Annotated in this window: 16 protein-coding genes and 3 pseudogenes; 6 read left to right on the top strand and 13 right to left on the bottom strand. The window is 70.6% G+C overall.

The annotated features are described in order from the left end of the window. Nucleotides 1–227: 227 nt before the first annotated feature. Complete coding sequence (locus ABT063_RS23175) at nucleotides 228–845, bottom strand: class I SAM-dependent methyltransferase (protein ID WP_351059372.1); 618 nt, start codon at nucleotides 843–845, stop codon at nucleotides 228–230. A 140-nt stretch (nucleotides 846–985) separates the two neighbouring features. On the opposite strand from ABT063_RS23175, the gene ABT063_RS23170 reads away from it, so the two are divergent. Continuing rightward, entirely contained in the window at nucleotides 986–1,120 is a 135-nt protein-coding gene (locus ABT063_RS23170; protein WP_351059369.1) for a hypothetical protein, read from the top strand. A gap of 13 nt (nucleotides 1,121–1,133) precedes the next feature. Here ABT063_RS23170 and ABT063_RS23165 read toward each other — a convergent pair whose 3' ends face one another. After that, the gene (locus ABT063_RS23165; protein WP_351059366.1) at nucleotides 1,134–1,583 is read right to left on the bottom strand and encodes a GNAT family N-acetyltransferase; all 450 of its coding nucleotides are present in this window, start codon (nucleotides 1,581–1,583) and stop codon (nucleotides 1,134–1,136) included. Between the two features lie 140 nt (nucleotides 1,584–1,723). Here ABT063_RS23165 and ABT063_RS23160 point away from each other — a divergent pair. Further along, nucleotides 1,724–2,095, top strand: a pseudogene (locus tag ABT063_RS23160) (lytic polysaccharide monooxygenase); the annotation flags it as partial. Between the two features lie 6 nt (nucleotides 2,096–2,101). Here ABT063_RS23160 and ABT063_RS23155 read toward each other — a convergent pair. Both ABT063_RS23155 and ABT063_RS23150 read right to left on the bottom strand, forming a co-directional pair. Continuing rightward, nucleotides 2,102–2,968, bottom strand: a complete 867-nt coding sequence (locus tag ABT063_RS23155) for an esterase/lipase family protein (protein ID WP_351059363.1) — start codon at nucleotides 2,966–2,968, stop codon at nucleotides 2,102–2,104. Between the two features lie 172 nt (nucleotides 2,969–3,140). Further along, nucleotides 3,141–3,587: a MarR family winged helix-turn-helix transcriptional regulator gene (locus ABT063_RS23150; protein WP_351059360.1), complete on the bottom strand. Its 447-nt coding sequence runs from the start codon at nucleotides 3,585–3,587 to the stop codon at nucleotides 3,141–3,143. A gap of 100 nt (nucleotides 3,588–3,687) precedes the next feature. Here ABT063_RS23150 and ABT063_RS23145 point away from each other — a divergent pair, with 100 nt between their 5' ends. Further along, the gene (locus ABT063_RS23145) at nucleotides 3,688–4,062 is read left to right on the top strand and encodes a cupin domain-containing protein (RefSeq protein WP_351059358.1); all 375 of its coding nucleotides are present in this window, start codon (nucleotides 3,688–3,690) and stop codon (nucleotides 4,060–4,062) included. On the opposite strand, the gene ABT063_RS23140 is transcribed toward ABT063_RS23145, so the two are convergent. The 7 genes and pseudogenes from ABT063_RS23140 to ABT063_RS23110 all read right to left on the bottom strand — a co-directional run bounded on the left by ABT063_RS23140 (nucleotide 3,972) and on the right by ABT063_RS23110 (nucleotide 13,973). Further along, on the bottom strand, nucleotides 3,972–5,030 hold the full coding sequence (locus ABT063_RS23140; RefSeq protein WP_502990870.1) for a DNA polymerase Y family protein: 1,059 nt from the start codon (nucleotides 5,028–5,030) through the stop codon (nucleotides 3,972–3,974). The genes ABT063_RS23145 and ABT063_RS23140 overlap by 91 nt on opposite strands. Then, nucleotides 5,027–8,473, bottom strand: a complete 3,447-nt coding sequence (locus tag ABT063_RS23135; protein WP_351059355.1) for a DNA polymerase III subunit alpha — start codon at nucleotides 8,471–8,473, stop codon at nucleotides 5,027–5,029. The genes ABT063_RS23140 and ABT063_RS23135 overlap by 4 nt, the downstream gene beginning before the upstream one ends. A 313-nt stretch (nucleotides 8,474–8,786) precedes the next feature. After that, nucleotides 8,787–9,869: a S1 family peptidase gene (locus tag ABT063_RS23130; RefSeq protein WP_351059352.1), complete on the bottom strand. Its 1,083-nt coding sequence runs from the start codon at nucleotides 9,867–9,869 to the stop codon at nucleotides 8,787–8,789. Between the two features lie 242 nt (nucleotides 9,870–10,111). After that, nucleotides 10,112–11,008: a slipin family protein gene (locus ABT063_RS23125; RefSeq protein ID WP_351059637.1), complete on the bottom strand. Its 897-nt coding sequence runs from the start codon at nucleotides 11,006–11,008 to the stop codon at nucleotides 10,112–10,114. A gap of 153 nt (nucleotides 11,009–11,161) precedes the next feature. Beyond that, nucleotides 11,162–12,067, bottom strand: a complete 906-nt coding sequence (locus ABT063_RS23120; RefSeq protein ID WP_351059349.1) for a S1 family peptidase — start codon at nucleotides 12,065–12,067, stop codon at nucleotides 11,162–11,164. 210 nt (nucleotides 12,068–12,277) lie between these two features. Beyond that, a pseudogene (locus ABT063_RS23115) lies at nucleotides 12,278–12,695 on the bottom strand (DUF1684 domain-containing protein); the annotation flags it as partial. Nucleotides 12,696–12,761: 66 nt separating this feature from the next. Beyond that, a pseudogene (locus tag ABT063_RS23110) lies at nucleotides 12,762–13,973 on the bottom strand (DUF5685 family protein). A 322-nt stretch (nucleotides 13,974–14,295) separates the two neighbouring features. Here ABT063_RS23110 and ABT063_RS23105 point away from each other — a divergent pair. Next, nucleotides 14,296–14,733 carry a cell division protein SepF gene (locus ABT063_RS23105; RefSeq protein ID WP_351059346.1) on the top strand — a complete coding sequence of 146 codons (438 nt, stop codon included), beginning with the start codon at nucleotides 14,296–14,298 and terminating at the stop codon, nucleotides 14,731–14,733. Between the two features lie 173 nt (nucleotides 14,734–14,906). Here the strand turns inward: ABT063_RS23105 and ABT063_RS23100 are convergent, their stop codons facing one another. Beyond that, nucleotides 14,907–16,511 carry an MFS transporter gene (locus tag ABT063_RS23100; RefSeq protein WP_351059343.1) on the bottom strand — a complete coding sequence of 535 codons (1,605 nt, stop codon included), beginning with the start codon at nucleotides 16,509–16,511 and terminating at the stop codon, nucleotides 14,907–14,909. A 260-nt stretch (nucleotides 16,512–16,771) separates the two neighbouring features. Between ABT063_RS23100 and ABT063_RS23095 the strand changes: the two genes are divergently transcribed. Beyond that, entirely contained in the window at nucleotides 16,772–17,926 is a 1,155-nt protein-coding gene (locus ABT063_RS23095; protein WP_351059340.1) for a mannosyltransferase family protein, read from the top strand. 238 nt (nucleotides 17,927–18,164) lie between these two features. After that, the gene (locus ABT063_RS23090) at nucleotides 18,165–19,166 is read left to right on the top strand and encodes a phosphatase PAP2 family protein (RefSeq protein WP_351059337.1); all 1,002 of its coding nucleotides are present in this window, start codon (nucleotides 18,165–18,167) and stop codon (nucleotides 19,164–19,166) included. Nucleotides 19,167–19,255: 89 nt separating this feature from the next. Here the strand turns inward: ABT063_RS23090 and ABT063_RS23085 are convergent, their stop codons facing one another. After that, complete coding sequence (locus tag ABT063_RS23085) at nucleotides 19,256–19,471, bottom strand: I78 family peptidase inhibitor (RefSeq protein WP_351059335.1); 216 nt, start codon at nucleotides 19,469–19,471, stop codon at nucleotides 19,256–19,258. Nucleotides 19,472–19,481: the final 10 nt, after the last annotated feature.

Genomic DNA, 19,481 nt, shown 5'->3' with positions numbered 1-19,481 from the left:
AGGGTGGAAGAAGGTGCGGGCCCCCACTGGTTCGGGTGGGTTCTCCCGGCGTGGGGCCTGCCGAACTGCTGGTCCACATGCGCCGACGTGATCGACGGCGCGGGCGGCGCGTACCGCGAGGTGTTCTGTCGCGGGGCAGTCCGCTTCAGCGTCGGGAGGTTTCCCACCAGTCGGAGCAGCTGTGCGAAATGGTTGGTGACTACGGCGTCGGTGCCACGCACCCGCCCTCAACCGACCACCGCCACCACCGCATACCGCTCGTCCTCCACGCGCTTCCCCCACAGCAGCGCGTCCGCCGACAACGACTCCACGCGCACGTGCGAGGCGAGCGGCGCGAGGAGGGCCGTGAGCCGGTCGGCGGCTATGCCGACCGGAGCGACCGGCCCCCACACGCCCTCGATCAGCACCAACCGTCCTCCGGGTCGCAGCAGCTCCCGCCAGTGCCGCAGGGCGCGGCCGGGGTCGGGCAGCGCCCACAGCACATGCCGTACGAGCACGGCGTCGAAGCGCTGCTCCCCCACCGGTGGTGCCGCCGCGTCACCGACCAGGAACACGGCGTCACGCCCGGCGAGCTTCGCGCGCGCGAGGTCCACCATCGGCGGGGACAGGTCCACGCCGGTGACACGATGCCCCTGCTCGGCCGCGAGGAGCGACAGGCTGCCGGTGCCGCAGCCGAGGTCGAGCACGTCGCAGGCGCGTCCGGGCAGCCAGCCGCGCAGCCGGTCGGCCCAGGCCCGGCGCACCTCCGGGTCGCGCAGCCCGTGGTCCGGTTCGTCGTCGAAGGAGGCGGCCCGCGCGTCCCAGTCGACACCCACCGAAGTCGTACCGTCACTCTCGTTTGTCATGTGCCCAAGAGTGACACCCGCCACTGACAGTCGAATCGTGACAACGGCCACTGACAGAACAGCAACCGATGAGGAACTCTCCCCGAACGGGTCTACCTCCGTGAGAACGCGGAACCCGGTAGATCCTTAAGGAGGCAGCCATGCGCCGTGTGACCGTGCAGAAGCCCCTGAAGAAGACGGACTCCCGCCGGGTCCATGAGGAGGCGGACGAGCGTCCCGCGGGACGCCCGGAGGTCCGGAAGGACATCGCGCGCACCTGGTGGCCGGACGGGTGACGGACGCGGTCCGTCAGTCCAGCCGCTTGCGGTAGTGAAGGCGGTCGTACGGCCCGCTCACGCGCCGCTCCACCAGCTCATAACCGAACTTCGGGTAGAGCTTCCGGTTCTCCCACATCTTCACGTTCGTGTAGAGCCTGACCTCGTGCAGACCGAGCGCACACGCGCGTGCGTCCACGAACTCCAGCAGCCGTCGCCCCACGCCCCTTCCGTGCGCGTCGGGGTGGACGGCGATGCTGTCGAGGAAGAGATGGTCGTCGTACGCCTCGATCACCACCAGGCCGGCGACGGGATCGCCCGTCACGAACACCCGCCCCGCGGCCACGTTCGCCGCGTGGTCCGCCTCCATGGGCACCGGCACCACCCCGATGCGCTCGATGTAGTGGTGGTACGCGGCATCGGTCACGGCCTTCACGGCCGGCACGTCGGCCGCCGTGGCGGGCCGGATCTCCTCGCTCGTCATGGCGCGCGGACTCCCTACCTGATCTCAGTCCGAACACTCCCTTAAGGCGGCCGTAAAGATCGCCGTCGGCCGCCCTCAGCAGGTGTTTCACGGTTTCTTGGACCCGGCACCCATCGGCACCGGTTCCAAGGAGATCCTCCATGCCCGCACGCCGCAAGGCCGTCACCGCCGTCGCCCTCGGCATCACCCCGCTCGCCCTGACCGCGCTGGGCACCGCGCCCGCCGCCGCGCACGGGTCGATGGGCGACCCGGTCAGCCGGGTCTCGCAGTGGTACGCCGAGGGCCCCGAGAGCCCGAGGTCGGACGCGTGCGAGGCGGCGGTCGCGGCCGGCGGCACACAGGCGCTTTACGACTGGAACGGCGTCCGCATCGGCGACGCGGACGGGCGGCACCAGGCGCTGATCCCGGACGGCAAGCTGTGCAGCGCGAACAACGACGCGTTCAAGGGCCTCGACCTGGCCCGCGCCGACTGGCCGGCGACGAGCGTGAGCAGCGGGTCGTACACCTTCAAGTAGGCCTCAGCTGAACGCCGAGGCGCACGTGGTCGGGGTGGCGCGCGCCGGATCCAGGGCGTTGGCCACTTCGTGGAAGGCGATCCGGTCCAGCAGCCCGATCGCGGCGTGCTCGGAGAGGTCGAGCGGGCACAGGTCCTGCAGCAGGACGTTGTGGACGTTCGATCCGCTGAGGAACTGGCTCCGGTACGGCGTGACCACCTCGTCGTACTTGGTGGCGAGGACGGTGTAGCGGACGCCGGGCACGGTGTCGCCGCCCTCGTTGAGCTTGGTGAGGAAGGCGGATCCGGCGACCTGGTCGGCGAGGGCTGGGGTGTTGGCGGAGAGCAGGTCTCCGGCGCCCGGGAAGTGGTCCAGCAGTTGGGTGAGGCCGTTCAGGGTGGTGCCGCGGTTGCTGGGCGCTATGCCGACGAAGGCGTTCACTTTGGCGGCTCCGCCGAGGAACTTCAGGTAGTAGCGGGGCATCATGCCGCCCTGCGAGTGGCCGACGAGGTCGGCCTCGGCGGTGCCGGTCGCGGCGAGCACCTTGTCGACGAAGGCCTTCAGTTGCTCGGCAGACCTGTCGACGGGGCCGAGGCCGTTGAAGAAGGGGACGCCGGGCAGTTGGCCGTAGTCGAGGGAGAAGACGCAGTAGCCGCGGTTCTTCAGGTACGGCGCGAAGGCCAGCCAGTTGTCGACGGAGTTCGCGAAGGTACCGTGCACCAGGACGACGGGGCGGGGATGGGCGGCGGAGGGCTTGCAGGAGTAGTCGTTCCAGCCACTGCTCGGTGCGGCGGCGGTCTGCGCGGTGGCGGTGGCGGTGGGGAGGGTGGCGACCGCGGCGGTCAGCAGCAGCGCGGCCAGGGATCTGAGCACTCGTTTCCAGGGCAGCATCGGGTGATCTCCTTGCGGCTCAAGGGAGGTGCGATGGCACTACGCCCTGTGATCCGGATCACGAGGATGCTGTTCACTCGTCAAGTTACGGACGGGTAGTTCACTTGTGAAGTTACGTGTCAGTAAAAACTTCCAGTGGTAACCGCGGACGACTGCAACCGCTGATGAGCCGTCACCAGGCGGGCCGGACGGGGCCATAGGGGGCGATGCGCGCCAACTGATCGCGCAACGCGCGCACTTCCCCCTCACCCAGCAGCTCGACCCACGCCTCGACAGCCTCCGCCGCCGCCTCCTCCGCCGCACGGGTGCAGGCCCAGCCGCGCTCGGTCAGTACGACCAGCCGGGCACGCGCGTCATCGGGATGCGGCCGGCGCTCGGCGTACCCCTTGCGCACGATCTCGTCGACGAGCTGACTGGCGGCCTGTTTGGTCACCCCGAGATGGCCGGCGAGGTCGGTGACCGTGGCACCGTCCGGCGTGAGCCGGGTGAACGCGAAGCCGTGCGCGGGCCTGAGCCCTTCGAAGCCGCGGGCGACCACGCCCTCGTGGATGCGCTGTGTGAGCTCACCGGCGACGGCGAGCAGGGCGGCGGACAGGGCCATGGCTTCGGAGTTCTGCACGGAAGGCATTGAAACACCCTTGACGAAACGGTCAAGCGGCTTGACCATCGATCCATATAGTCAAGCAACTTGACCATCTTCCAGTTCCAGGAGAGCGCACATGCCCGTCATCCGCCCGTCCGAAGCCGTCACCCACGAGATCCACGGCGCCCGCTTCGTCTCGTACGCCACTCCCCGCACCGGGAGCAAGGAGCTGTGCGCCTGGCGCGGCGAGATCCCCGCGGGGACGAAAGCACCCGCGCACACCGTCAACCGCGAGGAGATCTTCCACCTGCTCAGCGGCGAACTCCTGATCACCCTCGACGGCCGTACGGACCGCATCACCGCGGGCGACACAGTGATCATCAACCGCTGCGCGACCGTGGCCGTCGAGAACCCGACGGATCACACAGCGATCTCCTGGGTCACCACCTCCATCGGCCTGGAGGCAGAATTGGCCGACGGCACGCGGATCACTCCTCCGTGGGCTAACTGATCCCCGTGCAGCCGCCCCGGCATCACCGCACGCGGCCCGAACTTCGCTCGCGCGCGGTCCGCGACCTCCTCGATGCGGCGGGCCTTCTCGTCCATGGGATCGAAGGTGAGCTGGTAGGAGGCCTGTTCGGCGGGGTCGAGGCCCTCGGCGCGCAGGGCCATCGAGCGGACCCGGGCGCGCTGGAGGCCGAGCGCCTCGTACATGCCGTACGCCGCCCTGGTCAGCGCCCGCGAGTGGGCCGTCGGTTCCTTGAGGGTGCGGGTGCGGGTCGTCGCGGAACGGTCGGCGTAGCGCACGGTGAGGGTCAGGGTGCCGCAGACCTTGTCCAGGGCGCGCAGGCGGGCGCCCAGTTCCTCGGCGGCCGAGAGCAGGGCGCGGCGGTGCCGGTCGGGGTCCAGCTCGTCGCGGGTGAAGGGGCGTTCGGTGGCCAGCGAGCGGGACACCGCGTTCGGGACGACCCGGCCGCGGTCGATGCCGTTCGCCTTCTCGTGCAGCTCGCGGCCGGCCTTCACGCCGACCAGGCGCTGGAGCGTGGACAGGGGCGCGGCGGCGACCGCGCCGAGGGTGTCGAGGCCGTATTCGCCCAGCGTGCGGGCGGTCGCGGCGCCGACGCCGGGGAGCGCGGCGACGGGCTTGTCGGCGAGGAACTCCCCGACGGCGTCCTCGGGCACCGCACACGTCACCCCGGGCGCGGCGTCCCACAGCGCCATGCGGGCCAGCATCGGCCCCGGCCCGGCGCCGATCACGCAGTCGACGCCGTGCAGGGCGAGGGCACGGACCCGGATCATCGTCGCCAATTCGGCGGCGTCACGCCCGAAGTACCGTTCGGCGCCCCGCAGATCGGCCAGTGCTCCGTCCGGAGGCAGGGCTTCGACGACGGGCGTGAACTCCTCCAGCAACCCGAGCAGCTCCGGCAGGGCCGCCTCGTCCGTCGGCGGCAGCTGGAAACGTACGCAGAGGATGGTCATCCCGCACTCCCCGGACTCTGGTGCCACAACTTCCGTACCTTCGCGGGCTCTTCGCCCGCCGGGCGCAGATCGGCCCACGGATGCATTTCGTATCCGGTGGGCATCTGGATTCGCCGACCGTGGGTCGGATCGCCGTCCGGCTTCTGCGGCAGCGGCTCCGCCAGCCGTGCCGCCACCTCCTCGAGCCCGCCCTCGGCGCGCAGTTCGATCAGGTCGGCGAGGTTCCAGGCGGCGGCACCCACCACGCTGAGGCTGCGCGGGCCGCGGCGCTGCACCACCCCGCGCACCAGCAGCAGCCAGGAGTGGAAGACGGTGTGGGCGCAGGCGTCGTGGGAGTCGTCGAAGAAGGCGAGGTCGACCAGGCCCGTCCCGTCGTCCAGCGTGCTGAAGATGACCCGTTTGCCGGACCGGATCGGCGGCGTCTGGGTGGCCGCCTTGGCCCCCGCGACCAGCACCGACTCCCCGTGCCGCGCGTCGCGCAGCCGGCGCGCCGACACCACGCCCAGTTCGTCGAGGAAGGCCCGGTGATCGTCCATCAGATTCCGCGAGGCGTCCATGGACAGCACACCCAGCTCGGCACTCAGCCTCTCCGCCGAGGAGAGGTCGGGCAGCCCGGCCGGTGCGGTCTTCCGCCCGCCGGACAGCGGGAGCTGGTCACCGCGACCGCCGCGCGCACCTCGATGCAGCTCGGTCAAGTGCAGTTGGAGATCGCGGCGGTTGGCGCCGAAGGAGTCCAACGCGCCTACCTGAGCGAGCCTTTGAGCGAGCGGCCTGCTCGGGCGCGCCCGTTCCCAGAAGTCGAGCAGCGAGGCGTACGGCTGCCCGTCGGCGATCCGCGCCGCCTCGGCCTCGCTGATTCCGTGCACGTCGGAGAGCGCCAACCGCAGCCCCCACAGCTTGGATTCAGACACCAGTTCGATCCTGTGTGCGACCCCCGATTCGTTCACGTCCAACGGCAGGATCGGCACCCCACGCCGCCGCGCGTCCGCCAGCAGCAGCCGCTTCGGATACATCCCGGGGTCGTGCGTGAGCAACCCCGCGTAGAAGGCGGCGGGGTGGTGCGCCTTCAGCCAGGCCGACTGGTACGTCGGTACGGCGAAGGCGACCGCGTGCGCCTTGCAGAAGCCGTAGGACCCGAAGGCCTCGACGATCTCCCAGGTGCGCCGAATCGTTTCTGCGTCATACCCCTTCGCCGCCGCGTGCTGCGCGAACCAGACCTTGATCCGCCCCTGCGACTCCGGGTCGGACAGCCCGCGCCGCACCTGGTCCGCCTCGCCGCGTCCGCAGCCGGTCATGATGGCGACGATGTCGATGATCTGCTCGTGGAAGACGACGACTCCGTACGTCTCCTTCAGCGGCCCTTCCAGATCCGGGTGCGGGTAGCGGACGGGCGCCCGCCCGTGCCGCGCCTCGATGAACGGCCGCACCATGTCCGCGGCGACCGGACCGGGCCTGAAGAGCGAGATGTCGACGACCAGATCGTGGAAGGTGGCCGGCTGGAGCCGCCCGACGAGGTCGCGCTGGCCCGGCGACTCGATCTGGAAGCAGCCGAGCGTCTCGGTGGAGCGGATGAGCCGGTACGTCGCCGGGTCGCCGGCCTTCAACGCGTCCAGGTCGATCCGGTTCCCCGTCGCCCGCTCCACCTCCGCGACCGCGTGCGCCATCGCCGACTGCATCCGCACACCCAGCACATCGAGCTTGAGCAGCCCGAGGTCCTCGACGTCGTCCTTGTCGAACTGGGACATGGGGAACCCCTCGCCGCTGGTCGGCATGACCGGCGTACGGGAGAGAAGGGAGGCGTCGGAGAGCAGGACCCCGCAGGGGTGCATGGCGACTCCGCGCGGCAGGGCGTCGAGGGCTTCGGCCAGCTCCCACAGCCTGCCGTACCTCTCCCCTTCCCGCTGAAGCTCCCCCGCCAGCGCCTTGAGTTCGGGCAGCTCCTCCAGCGCCGCACGGGCGTCGCGGGCGCGGATGTGCGGGAAGGACTTGGCGATGCGGTCGATGTCGGCCGGGTCCATGGACAGGGCCGCGCCGACGTCCCGGATCGCGTGGCGGACGCGGTACGTCTCCGGCATCGCGACCGTCGCGACCCGCTCGGTGCCGAACCGGTCGATGATCGCGCGGTAGACCTCCAGCCGGCGCGCGGACTCCACGTCGATGTCGATGTCGGGCAGGACGACCCGTTCCTTGGACAGGAAGCGCTCCATCAGCAGCCCGTGCTCGACGGGATCGGCGTGGGCGATCCCGAGGAGGTGGTTCACCAACGATCCCGCGCCTGAGCCGCGCGCGGCCACCCGGATGCCCATCTTCCGCACGTCGTCGACCACTTGAGCGACCGTCAGGAAGTAGGAGGCGAAGCCGTGGTGGGCGATGACGTCCAGCTCGTGGTGCATCCGCTCCCAGTACGCGCGCTTCCCGGAGTAACCGTGCAGCACCATCCCCGCCGCCGCCCGCGAGGCCAGCGCCCGCTGTGCGGTGCGGCGACCGGCGCCGACGAGGTGCGGTTCGGGGAAGTGGACGGTGCCGATGCCGAGGTCGTCCTCGGGGTCGACCAGGCACTCGGCGGCCGTCGCCCGGGTCTGCTCCAGCAGGCGGTGGGCGGTGTCGCGCCGGTAACCCGCGGCTTCGACGACCCGCTCGGCCGCCTCCAGCATCGCGCCCGCGCCCTTGAGCCAGGCCTCGCCGGAGTCCAGTTCCTTGGTCCCGTCGATGGGGACCAGGCGACGGGCGGCGTCCAGGACGTCGGCGACCGGGCCGAGGCCGGGGTCGGCGTACCGGACGGCGTTGCTGAGCACGGGCCGGATCCGCTGCTCGGCGGCGAAGCCGACGGTACGGGCGGCCAGCCGCAGGGAGCCGGGGCCCGTGCCCTTGCGGCCGTGCCAGACGGCCTCCAGGCGCAGGGCGTCGCCGTAGACCTCCCTCCAGAGGACGAGGAGCTTGGCCGCGCGGTCGGGACGCCCCGCGGCGAGGGCACGGCCGACGTCGGAGTCGGGACCGAGCAGGACGGTCAGGCCGTCTCCCCTGTTGTCGGCCCAGGGCAGCAGCGGAGTGCCGTCCCCCGCGTGCGCCGCCGTGACGGTCCGGCACAGGTCGGCCCAGCCGCGGGCCCCGTCCCGGGCGAGGAAGGTGACGCGGGGTGTCGACTCGTCGATGAAGGCGCCTCCGCGCACGGGGGTGCGGCGCCTTTCCCGTCGTACGGACGTGTCCCCCGGATCGTCCCGAAGGGGTTCCTCCACCGCCAGCTCCACCCCGAACAAGGGGCGCACGCCCGCCTTGGCGCAGGCCTTGGCGAAGCGGACCGTGCCGGCGAGGGTGTCGCGGTCGGTGAGGGCGAGGGCGTCCATGCCCTGTTCCGAGGCGCGCTCGGCCAGCCGTTCCGGGTGCGAGGCGCCGTAGCGCAGGGAGAACCCGGAGACGGTGCGCAGATGCGTGAAGCCCGGCACACGCACCTCCCGCACTCGTGAGCCGCGACCAGCTCTCGAACATCTGTTCCCAACTACCTCACCCCCACCATAGACCAATTCTCGAATGTGTGTGCGACACTCGTTCGGCCCCGCCTCACCTGCGCAAACACCCCGCGGCCCGGGCTGTGGGGGCATGACGCAGCAGGCCCCGGCGGCGACGCTCCCCGCGGCCCCTTCCTCGCCGACCCGGAGGACGCCGTCACGCCGAGGGCAACGCTGCTACGACACGAAAGTCCCGCCCCTCGCGCGCGGGGCGGGACTTTCACATGGCTTCAGCGAGCCGGAGAGAGCGTCAGCCGATCTCGGTACCGGTCGCGGACAGTGCCTCCGTCACCGGCTGGAAGAAGGTCTCGCCGCCCGAGGTACAGTCGCCGCTGCCGCCGGAGGTGAGGCCGATCGCGTTGCCGCCCGAGAAGAGCGAGCCGCCGCTGTCGCCGGGCTCGGCGCACACATCGGTCTGGATCAGGCCGTTGACGATGTCGCCGCTGCCGTAGTTCACGGTGGCGTCCAGGCCGGTGACCGTGCCGTCGTGCACCTGGGTCGTGGAGCCGCTGCGGGTGACCTTCATGCCGACGGTGGCCTCGGCCGCGCCGGTGATCTCCTGGGCGGAGCCGTTGTAGAGGTTCACCTCGCTCGGGTGGTCGACCTGGCCGGTGTACTTGACCAGGCCGTAGTCGTCGTCCGGGAAGCTGGAGACCTCGTTGGTGCCCAGCTCGTTGCCACTGGAGTCCTGCCAGGTGGAGATGGACTCGGTGCAGTGGCCTGCGGTCAGGAAGAACGGCTCGCCGCCCTTGACCACGTTGAAGCCGAGCGAGCAGCGGCCGCTGCCGTCGGTGATGGCGTCGCCGCCCGCGATGAAGGGCTTGAACTCCCCCTTCGTCCGCTGGATTTCGGCCGTGGCGCCGAGCCCGTCGACGACCTTGGTCAGCTTGGCCCACTCGGCCTTGGAGACCGTACGGTCGGCGGTGACGACGACCTTGTTGGTCGTCGGGTCGGTCACCCAGGAGGTGCCCGGGATGGTCGCGTCCTGCTTCAGCGTGCTGCGGGCGCTCTTGAGCTCGGCGAGGGAGTTCTGGACGAGTCTGGCCTGCGCTCCGGCCGCCTCGACGGTCTTCGCCGCGGCCTCGTCGAGCACGTTGACCACGAGGCTCTTGGTCTTCGCGTCGTAGAACGTGCCCGCCGCGTCGGCGCCGAGGTCCCTGTCGAGCGTCGAGGCGAGCTTTCCGGCCGCCAGGGCCGACAGCGTCTTGGGTGCGGAACTCTCCGGCGTTTCACTGGCGTTCGCAGTCTGGAAGGTGACTCCCGCGGCGACCAGTGCGGCGATACCCGCACCTGCCACGGCCGCCCGCCGCTTGGGTATGCGTCGGTGCTTCAACTCGCGTCCTCCTGTGGGGGGTCGGCCCGGTCGGTTGTGGGGACCTCGCGGACCGAAAGGCTGGTTGACGAGCGACCACTCTTCCGAACTCCACAGGGAGCACACAAGGTCGACTTCCGGACGCGCGTAGAGTGACGAACACGCCCCCCTTCCCCACGACTTGAGTTGACTGTCCACGGTCAGACCAGGCCGGTTCGCACTGCAAACACTACGCGCGAGTAACCTTCACCCGTCCGTGAGGTCTAATCCTGTCTCGAATTCGACTCTTGCGGATCGGGTTCCAGATGTGGTTCGGCAGGCGGAAGTTGCTCCTGCACCGGTTGCTGAGGCACGGCCGGCATCTGCGGCGTCTGCTGCTGCGCAGGCATCTGCGGCACCTGCTGCTGCGCCTTCTCCAGGAACCGCAGCAGTTCCACCGGGAACGGCAGCACCAGCGTCGAGTTCTTCTCGGCGGCGACCGCCACCACCGTCTGCAGCAGCCGCAGTTGCAGCGCGGCCGGCTGATCGGACATCTCCCGGGCGGCCTCGGAGAGCTTCTTCGACGCCTGGAGCTCGGCGTCGGCGTTGATGACCCGGGCCCGCCGCTCCCGGTCGGCCTCCGCCTGCCGGGCCATGGACCGCTTCATGGTCTCGGGCAGCGACACGTCCTTGATCTCGACCCGGTCGATGGTGACGCCCCACTCCACGGCCGGGCTGTCGATCATCAACTCCAGCCCCTGGTTGAGCTTTTCGCGGTCGGAGAGCAGATCGTCCAGCTCGCTCTTGCCGATGATGGACCTGAGCGAGGTCTGCGCCATCTGCGAGACCGCGAACCGGTAGTCCTCCACGCGGACGACCGCCTCGGCCGGCGAGGTCACCTTGAAGTAGACGACGGCGTCCACCCGCACCGTGACGTTGTCCCGGGTGATGCCCTCCTGCGCGGGCACGGGCATCGTCACGATCTGCATGTTGACCTTCCGGAGCTTGTCGATGCCCGGAACGATCATCGTGAACCCTGGCCCGCGCACTTCGGACCGGAGTTTGCCGAGGCGGAACACCACGCCCCGTTCGTACTGTTTGACGACCCGCGCCGCCGCCATCACGTACACCGCTCCGGCGGACGCGAGCGTCACTCCCGCCGCCACCAGCTCCTCGACCATCACGGCCCCCAGGGTCCGACGTGACCGCCTGTAGGTCGACGGTAACTCCGGGACCCGAACAAGGGCGAGCCCCCGCACGCCAGTTGCGTGCGGGGGCTCTTCTGCTGCCGGCTGCAGACCGGTCCGTACGGGTGCCGAGGTGCGGCCAGAGCCTCAGTAGACGCTGACGCCGTAGGCGCTCAGGGCCTCCGTGACGGGCTGGAAGAAGGTCGTGCCGCCGGTGCGGCAGTTGCCGCTGCCGCCGGAGGTCAGACCGTACGCGGTGCCGTTGCTGCCGTAGAGCGAGCCGCCGGAGTCGCCGGGCTCGGCGCAGACGTTGGTCTGGATCAGGCCGGAGACGATGTCGCCGCCACCGTAGTTGACGGTCGCGTTCAGGGCGGTGACACGGCCGCTGTGCGTACCGGTGGTGGAGCCGTCGCGGATGACGGTGGTGCCCACGCTCGGCGTGGCCGCCCGGGTGATGTCCACGCCGTTCGCGGTGCCGGGCCTGCTGACGGACCCGGAGTACCGCACGATGCCGTAGTCGTTGCCCGGGAAGCTGGAGCCGGCGGTCGAGCCGATGACCGTGGTACGGCCGGAGTTGGAGTACCACGTGCCCGCGCCGTCGGTGCAGTGACCGGCGGTCAGGAAGTACTGAGTGCCGTTGCTGCTCTGGACGTTGAAGCCGAGGGAGCAGCGCCAGCTACTCGCATAGATGGCGTCGCCGCCCTGGATCAGCTTGTTGAACTTGCCGGGGGTGCGCTTGATCGTGAGCGCGTCGGCGTTGGCGCCGGCCTGCTTCTTGATCTTCGCGATCTCGGCCTGGGAGACCGTGCTGTCGACGGTGACGAGCAGCCGGTCGGTCTTGCTGTCGACGGCCCAGGCGGTGCCCGGGACGTCGGCCTTCAGCAGGGAGCCACTCGCGCTCTTGAGCTCGGCGGCGCTGAAGGTGGAGGGGGTGTCTGCCGCGTTCGCGCTGGGGATCGCGATAGCGGCGGCGGCCGCGAGGCCGGTGGATACGGCGATCAGCCGGGTCCGTCTCGCAACGCCGCTACGGGGGGTGGTGCGCTTGATCCTCACTTTTCGTTCCTCCACATGGGAAGTCGGGGGCCCTCGTGGGGTTCGGGCCCGTGAGGCGCAGCCAGGGAACAGTTGCCCGGATTCCGAACATGCCGTGCCCCTGACAAGCGCTGTGGGGGAGTATTCGGCCGAACGGACGGTCGGCGCAAGGGCGCCTTTCGGCCGTCAACATTTAAACGATCTCTGTGGTCTACACGAGATGACCGCCCGTCAGAGCGGGTTCCGCTCCCCCGCCCAGACAGAGACGTCCAGCCTGAAGTCGACTGTCGTACGGCCTTCGGCGTCGGGCGTGGCCGGCCGCAGGAACCGGAAGCGGCAACTGCTGTCCCCGCTCGTGGACTCGCCGAAAACCGCCTCCAGCGAGCCGTCGCCCTGGACCGTCACCTGAAGGGTGAACTCCCGCCCGCCCAGGGTGAAGACCAGCTCGCCGCCGAGCGCCCTGGCACCGACCAGCGCGCAGCGTACGGCGTGGCCTCGACACCCTGGAACGCCCGGCGGGCCGCGGAGGCGGGGTCGAAGTCGGGTACGCCCCACACGCCCTCGCGGACCAGCACGACCAGCCGGCGCTCGCCGTACGCCACCCGGGCGGCAGCCGCCGTCCGACGTCGGCCCCGAGCCGCACCTCACCAGCGCTTCTCGCGTTCTCCTCCCCCTTCGCCTGCACACGGACGGCCTTCACACGCGCGCCCTCCCCTCAGCAGCCGCACCCGCAGTCACAGCCGTCGCAACCGCAGCCGCAACCGTCGTCACCACAGCAGTTCCCGCAGCACTCACAGCAGTTGCAGCAGTCGCCGCAGCCGCTGCAGTCGGCGTTGGGGCACAGCCCTTCCCTGTGCTCCCGGCTCCAGGGGTCCTCGTACGCGCCGCAGCACATCTGGCACGTGCAGGCGAGCCCCGCCCAGACGAGGCAGCCCGCGAGCAGCCCGTGCCGGTCGCGGCGCGGCGGCTCCGGAGGCAGCGGCGGCCCGCCGGGCGGGGTGTACGGCCCGGACGGCGCGGGCCCGTGTGCGCAGGAGACGGTGCCGAAGGCCCGGTCCACGGAGCTGCGCAGCTCGTGCACGAGCAGCGCAGCTCGCCGCCCGTCCGTGAGGTCCGCCTCCCGCAGGGCGAGCCGTATCCCGTGCACGGCGTCGTCGGCGAGCCGCCGGGCCTCCGTCAGGGACGTCCCGGTGGCGGATGGGGGTCCCCCCGCTCGAGCGGAGCCGAGAGTGGGGGAGGATTCCAGGCACCCGACGCGGCGTCGGCCTCCCTGTCCTCCACGGCGTCCAGGAGGCGGGCGAGCCGTCCGAAGAGGCGCCCGGCCTCGGCGAGCGGCTCGGCGTTGCCGGGGCGTTGGGCCAGGACCGCGGTATGCGCGAAGGCGGCGGCGGTCGCGGTCTCGGTCGGCTCGGTGACGGTCAGCAGGGGCGTGCCGGGCCCGGCCAGCGCCTCGATGCCGATCTGCCGGTCCACGGCGTCGACGAGTACGGCGGTGTCGAAGCCCACGTCGGATCCGGTACGCGCCCCGGCCGCACCCCAGCCGGCGGCGACCCGGCGCGCGGCGAGCGCCACCGGCCGTCGGGCCAGCAGCCCGTCCCCGTCGGCGACATGGTCGCGCACCTTGGCCGAGGCGAGCACCAGCGAGACGGCGGCCGCCAGGCGCGCCCCCTCACCGTGCGCGACGGACGCGGTGCGCATTCCCCGCAACGGGCACGGTCCCGCCGTACGCCTGCCGTCACCGCCGCGCTCGGCCTGAGCCTCTGTCAAAACCGAAATCAGCAAACCGTCGTAGTCCGTCACCACTCGCGCGAACTGACCGTGGTCCTTACGCAGTGCGAGACACAGCCCGCACAAAAAACGGGCCATCCACTGCGCCTTGGAGGCTCTCTCCCAGCCGGTGACGGCATGGCCTGACGATTCCGAACACGACGATCCCCGTGGTGCGTGCGGCGTCGAACTGCGGTGAGCCGCCGTGCTGAGCCGCGCTGATCTGCGGCATCGTAGCGACCGTCTCGTTCACCCGTACGCACCGGCCATCACCCGTACGCCGTGAAGAATCATATTTCACTCACAGTCAGCAGCCGTTTACGGCAGGACCCTTGGGACACATGGACTCTCGACGAATTGGCTGTGCACCAGTACCGTCACAAACCCCCCGCGCGGCGTCTATCCACTTGGCGCGCCGTCCGCATCATGGATGACCATAGGGATGCGGAAAGCAAGAAAGACCGCTGTGAGAGGAGGCGTCCATGGGATCGGTGCGCAAGGCGAGTGCCTGGCTGGGCCTCGTTGACGACAACGATGACGAGCGTTACTACGACGACGACTACTCCGAAGGGACCGAGCCCGGGGATGCCTGGGTCACAGACCCGCGGGTCAAGGTGGCCTCGGACGTAGCCGAGGAGAAGGGCCGCCGGATCGGCACGGTCACCCCGGACAGTTTCCGGGACGCCCGCGCCATCGGCGAACTGTTCCGCGAAGGCGTTCCGGTCATCGTGAACCTCACGGCCATGGAGGCCGCCGACGCCAAGCGCGTCGTCGACTTCGCGGCGGGGCTGATTTTCGGCCTGCGGGGTTCTATCGACCGCGTGTCCAACCGCGTGTTCCTGCTGACCCCCGCCGACACGGAAATCGTCAACGGGGAACCGGCCGCGCACCGGACGGACGGATTTTTCAACCAGAGCTGAGGCAGGGCCGCTCACCGGCCCTGCTTCGCGCAGGGTTCACCGGATCATTACCGGAACGCGTCGAGTCCGGTGAGCGCCTTGCCCAGCACGAGCCGGCGCGTCTCGAGGGCCTTTGACGTGCCCGGTGTGAGGCGTGGGCGGGAGAGAGACCCCCGGCTGGGAGACCCCGGGCGTCAAGCCGAGACGCGGGACTCGGCGACCTCCCTCGGCGAAGGAAGCTCCACCGCCTCGGTCTCAGCCTCACCGCACTGCATCACCCGCGGCAACCGCAACGCCATCACCGCTCCCAGCAGCAACAGCGCCGCACTCACCAGCAGCGTCACATGCAGCCCGTACACAAAGCAGTCCCGAGCGGTCCGACGCAGGGCCACGCCCGCCTCGCCCCCGAGCCGCCCGGCCACCTCGTAGGCCTCCCCCAGCGAATGCCCCGCCGCCGCCGACGCCGACGCCGGCACCCCCGGCACGGACGAGAGCCCCGGCGCATACGCCGCGTTCATCACACTGCCGAGCAGCGCGATCCCGATCCCCGCGCCCAGCTGGTACGACGTCTCCCCGATCGCCGCCGCCCCGCCCGCCTGCTCCGGCGGAGCCTCGCTCAGCATCGACTCGTACGCCCCGAACAGCGTCGTCTCCAGCCCGAACCCCAGCAGCACGAACCCGCACAGCATCAGCCCGGTGTTGTCCTCCCCGCCCATCGCGGTCAGCAGCACCACCGCCACGGCCGTGAGACAGAACCCGAGGCTCACCATCAGCCGCGGCCCGAACCGCCGCAGCATCCTCGCGCCCGCCAACCCCGCCGCCATCGCGGCGACCGTCAGCGGCAGCAGCCGTAGACCCGTCTCCAGCGGAGACAGTCCCAGCACCAGCTGCAGATACTGCGCCGCTATCAGCTCGAGACCCACCAGCGCGAGCATCGCCAGCACGATGCACCCCACCGACGTACTGAACGCCGGCCGCGCGAACATCCGCAGGTCCACCAGGGGATGCGCCCGTCGCCGCTGACGCCGTACGAAGAGAGTGATCAGCACCGCGCCCGTCACCAGCGGCACCACCGTGAACGGGCCCAGTTCCCCGCCCCCGAGCCGCTTCACGCCCAGCACGATCCCGAACAGCCCGGCCGCCGCCATCAGCGCACCGATCACGTCCCAGGGACCCTCGCCGTCGCCCTTCGACTCGGGCAGCAGCAGCCGCCCCACCGGCAGGCTGACCAGCATCAACGGGATGTTGATGAGGAAGACCGATCCCCACCAGAAGTGCTCGAGGAGGAAGCCGCCGAGCAGCGGCCCCACCGCCGCGCCCACCGCGGCCACCGCACTCCAGATGCCTATCGCCAGCGCCCGCTCCCGCCGGTCGGGAAAGACCTGGCGCAGGATCGACAGCGTCGCGGGCATGATCATCGCGCCGCCGACACCGAGCAGCGCCCGCGCCACGATCAGCACCTGGGCGCTGTCGGCGCAGGCGGCCATGGCGGAGGCGACACCGAAAAGGGCGTAACCGAGAAGGAGGATCCTTCTGCGGCCGACACGGTCGCCGAGCGTGCCGAAGAGGATCAGCAGCGAGGCGCAGACGAGCGGATAGATGTCGACGATCCAGAGCAGTTCGATCGCGCCGGGCTTGAGGTCCTCGGTGACGGCGGGCACCGCCACGTGCAGCACGGTCGCGTCGAGGGCGACCAGGAGCAGGCTGACGCAGAGGACGACGAGGACGACCCAGCGGTTGGCACCTGCCCCGGCCGCCCGACGGCGCAGCCCCATGGCGGCCGTGGTCGTCCCGGACATGTACGTACCTCCCAGATGTTCCCTCGCATTCGGCGGGCTCACGGGGTGGGGACTCCCCGTGACTCGGCCGGAGAGGAGCGGTGGTCTCCGGCCCGCGCAACGAAGGCGAGTGACACGTCAGCGTACGCGAGTCCGTGCCGGTGCCAAGTGGCGGACCTCTCAGACCCTGTGCGGAACGTGTGTGGCGTACACCACTCCCCTCCTCTGCGAGCACGCCCCGGCGGGCCGCCCGGTTCCGTGCGGGGTCGATAATCGAGCCCGTGACCGATCTTGAAACGCGCGCGGCTCCGCCCGGCGCCTCGGCCCTGCGCCGGGCGGCCCCGGCCCTCCTCGGGTACGTGGCCGTACGTGCTCTGGGCCTGCTCGCGCTGGCCCTGTGGAGCGCGGCGCGCGACAAGAGCGCGTACACACTGCTGACCGCCCGCTGGGACGCGCTGTGGTACACGCGGGTCGCCGAGCTGGGGTACGGCTACGAGGTGCGCCTGCCGAACGGCGACGTGCACTCCAATCTCGCCTTCTTCCCGCTGCTGCCCTGGCTGGAGCGGCTGCTGGCCGCGGTGACCCCGCTGTCGTACGCCGACGCGGGCTTCGTCGTCGCCGTGCTCGCCTCGCTCGCCGCGGCCTGGGGCATCTTCGCGGTGGCGGATCATGTGTACGGCAGCCGGGTAGGGGTCTGCGCGGTTCTGCTGTGGGCCGTGCTCCCCGTCGGGATCGTGCAGTCGATGGCGTACAGCGAGTCGCTGTTCACGGCGCTGGCCGCCTGGTCGCTGTACGCGATCCTGACCGGCCGCTGGGTGACGGCGGGCGCCCTGGCCTGTCTGGCGGGCCTGACCCGCCCGGTGGGCCTCGCCGTGGTGGCGGCGGTGTGGGCGGCGGCGATCGCCGCGTTCGGGCGGGACAGCGGCACGCCCGGCCTCGCCACCCGTCGCGCCCTCGGCATGCTGCTCGCCCCCCTCGGCGCCGCCGCCTACGTCCTGTGGGTCGGTCACCGCACCGGCAAGGGGCCGCTGGGGTATCTCGACGTCCAGGCCGGCTGGCGCAACGGCTTCGACGGCGGCTACGCCTTCGCCCGCTTCGTCTCCGAAAAGTTCACGTCGTTTCCGTCGGCCCTCGCGGGCGTCGGGCTGATCGTCGGCGTCGGCCTGGTCGTCTGGCTGTATGTGGTCTGCGTACGGCAGCGCCAGCCGCTCCCGCTCCTGGTGTACGCCGGTGTCGTCACCGCGCTCGCCCTGTGCGCGTCGAGCTACTTCGGCTCGAAACCGCGCCTGCTGATGCCCGCCTTCCCCCTGCTGATGCCCCTCGCGCTCGCCCTGGCCCGGCTGCGTACGCCCAGGTCGGCGCTGGTCCTGGGCACCGTCGCGACGGCCTCCGCGACATATGGGGCGTTCTGGCTGAACGGCTCCGGTCCGCCCTGATCGACTACGGAGCGTCGATGAGCACTCGGGTAATTCCAGCCCATGATTCGGTGAACGAATTCATAAGCAGCTTAAAACCACCACCCGGAATGATCAAAGGAATTGAAGGGCGCGGGCGCCCAGCTATGCGGATTCCTCGGAAATAAACCTCTCGCTGAGAGGAATCCCACATCACATCGTCATCACAAAGCCGTGGATTCGCAGGGCAACTGAGCTCACTCGCTGTAACGTCGATTAGGTGCGTACCGAACGAACTCTCACCCGTCTGGACCGGGTGTTCACCAGGCTTGACCGTGAGCCGGAACGACCGGCCCACATCGATGTGCCGAAGATGAGTAGGCACCGGGTCGCGCTGTTCGCCGGGACTCTCGCCTTCTATCTGGCGATCGTGTGGCTCGTGGTGATCACCTCGTGGCTGGTCCGCCTCGACTGGCAGGTCATGTTCTTCCGGCCGTACCAGCAGTGGGCGGGGATCCACTGGTTCGTCGACTACTACGTGGTGCTCGGCCAGCGCGGCCCGACCGCTGTGATGGTCGCCGCCTGGCTGGGCTGGCGTTCCTGGCGGCAGCACACGCTGCGCCCGCTGCTGACCCTGGGCACGTCGCTGCTGCTGCTGAACATCACGGTCGGCGCCGCCAAGATCGGCATGGGCCGGCTCGGACCGCACTACGCGACGGCCATCGGCTCGAACGAGATGGGCCTGGGCGGCGATATATTTCCCAGCGGCCACACCGCCAACGCCGTGGTGACCTGGGGCATCCTGGCGTACCTGGCCTCCACCCCGGCAGCGCGCCGCTGGCTGTCCGCCCTGTCGGCGGTGGTCTCGCTCGGCGTCGGAATGGCCACGGTCTACCTCGGTACGCACTGGCTCAGCGACGTACTCCTCGGCTGGGCCGCGGGCCTGCTGATCCTGCTGGCCCTGCCATGGTTCGAGCCGCTGATGGCCCGCGCCGAGGCCGGGATCTTCGACCTGCGCGACCGCTGGCGAGCCCGCCGCGGCAGCACGGCGCCGGCCCCGCTGTCGCCCGTCGAGGCTCCCGTGCTGCTCAAGCCGTGTCCGGCCGGACAGAACGAGACCGCGGCGCGTTCTGTCCGGGCGCCGGTCTACCTGACCCCGGGCCCGCACACGGCCCGCTCGGAGCGCACGCCGGTCACCCCGGTCGGCAGCCGCCGCCCACCGCAGTCGGACCGCGTCACGCGCGGTACGGCATCGCCGACCCGCCCCCTCACGGGCGGCTGACACGAGCCAGCGGGGCCGGTACGCACACCTCACCCCGCAGCACGGCGGCCCCGGCTCCTCGAAGGAGCCGGGGCCGCCGTCGTCACGCCTCAGCCCTTCCAGGCCCGGGCCACGCGGCCGTCCTTCACCTCGAAGTTCAGCCGTCCCACGCGGTACTCCATCGTGATGATCGCCCCCGGCGGCAGCGAGCGCACCGTCGACCACCCGCGCTCGCGCGCGAGCCGCTCGGCGCTGTCGGCCTCTAGGCCCAGATAGGTGTCCGGACTGTCGTCCGGTTCGGCGGCAGGAGTCGGAATGGGTGCCATACGGCAACGC

It is taken from the genome of Streptomyces sp. NPDC002838, assembly GCF_040295365.1.
Classification (GTDB): domain Bacteria; phylum Actinomycetota; class Actinomycetes; order Streptomycetales; family Streptomycetaceae; genus Streptomyces.
The sequence above is the reverse complement of the archived record's forward strand: the minus strand, read 5'-3'. Positions and strand labels throughout refer to the sequence as shown.

Coding starts and splice junctions, on each gene's coding strand:
- ABT063_RS23140 (WP_502990870.1), bottom strand. CDS start 5,030: ATGACCATCCTCTGCGTACGTTTCCAGCTGCCGCCGACGGACGAGGCG.
- ABT063_RS23155 (WP_351059363.1), bottom strand. CDS start 2,968: ATGCTGCCCTGGAAACGAGTGCTCAGATCCCTGGCCGCGCTGCTGCTG.
- ABT063_RS23085 (WP_351059335.1), bottom strand. CDS start 19,471: ATGGCACCCATTCCGACTCCTGCCGCCGAACCGGACGACAGTCCGGAC.
- ABT063_RS23145 (WP_351059358.1), top strand. CDS start 3,688: ATGCCCGTCATCCGCCCGTCCGAAGCCGTCACCCACGAGATCCACGGC.
- ABT063_RS23170 (WP_351059369.1), top strand. CDS start 986: ATGCGCCGTGTGACCGTGCAGAAGCCCCTGAAGAAGACGGACTCCCGC.
- ABT063_RS23125 (WP_351059637.1), bottom strand. CDS start 11,008: ATGGTCGAGGAGCTGGTGGCGGCGGGAGTGACGCTCGCGTCCGCCGGA.
- ABT063_RS23165 (WP_351059366.1), bottom strand. CDS start 1,583: ATGACGAGCGAGGAGATCCGGCCCGCCACGGCGGCCGACGTGCCGGCC.
- ABT063_RS23105 (WP_351059346.1), top strand. CDS start 14,296: ATGGGATCGGTGCGCAAGGCGAGTGCCTGGCTGGGCCTCGTTGACGAC.
- ABT063_RS23175 (WP_351059372.1), bottom strand. CDS start 845: ATGACAAACGAGAGTGACGGTACGACTTCGGTGGGTGTCGACTGGGAC.
- ABT063_RS23100 (WP_351059343.1), bottom strand. CDS start 16,511: ATGTCCGGGACGACCACGGCCGCCATGGGGCTGCGCCGTCGGGCGGCC.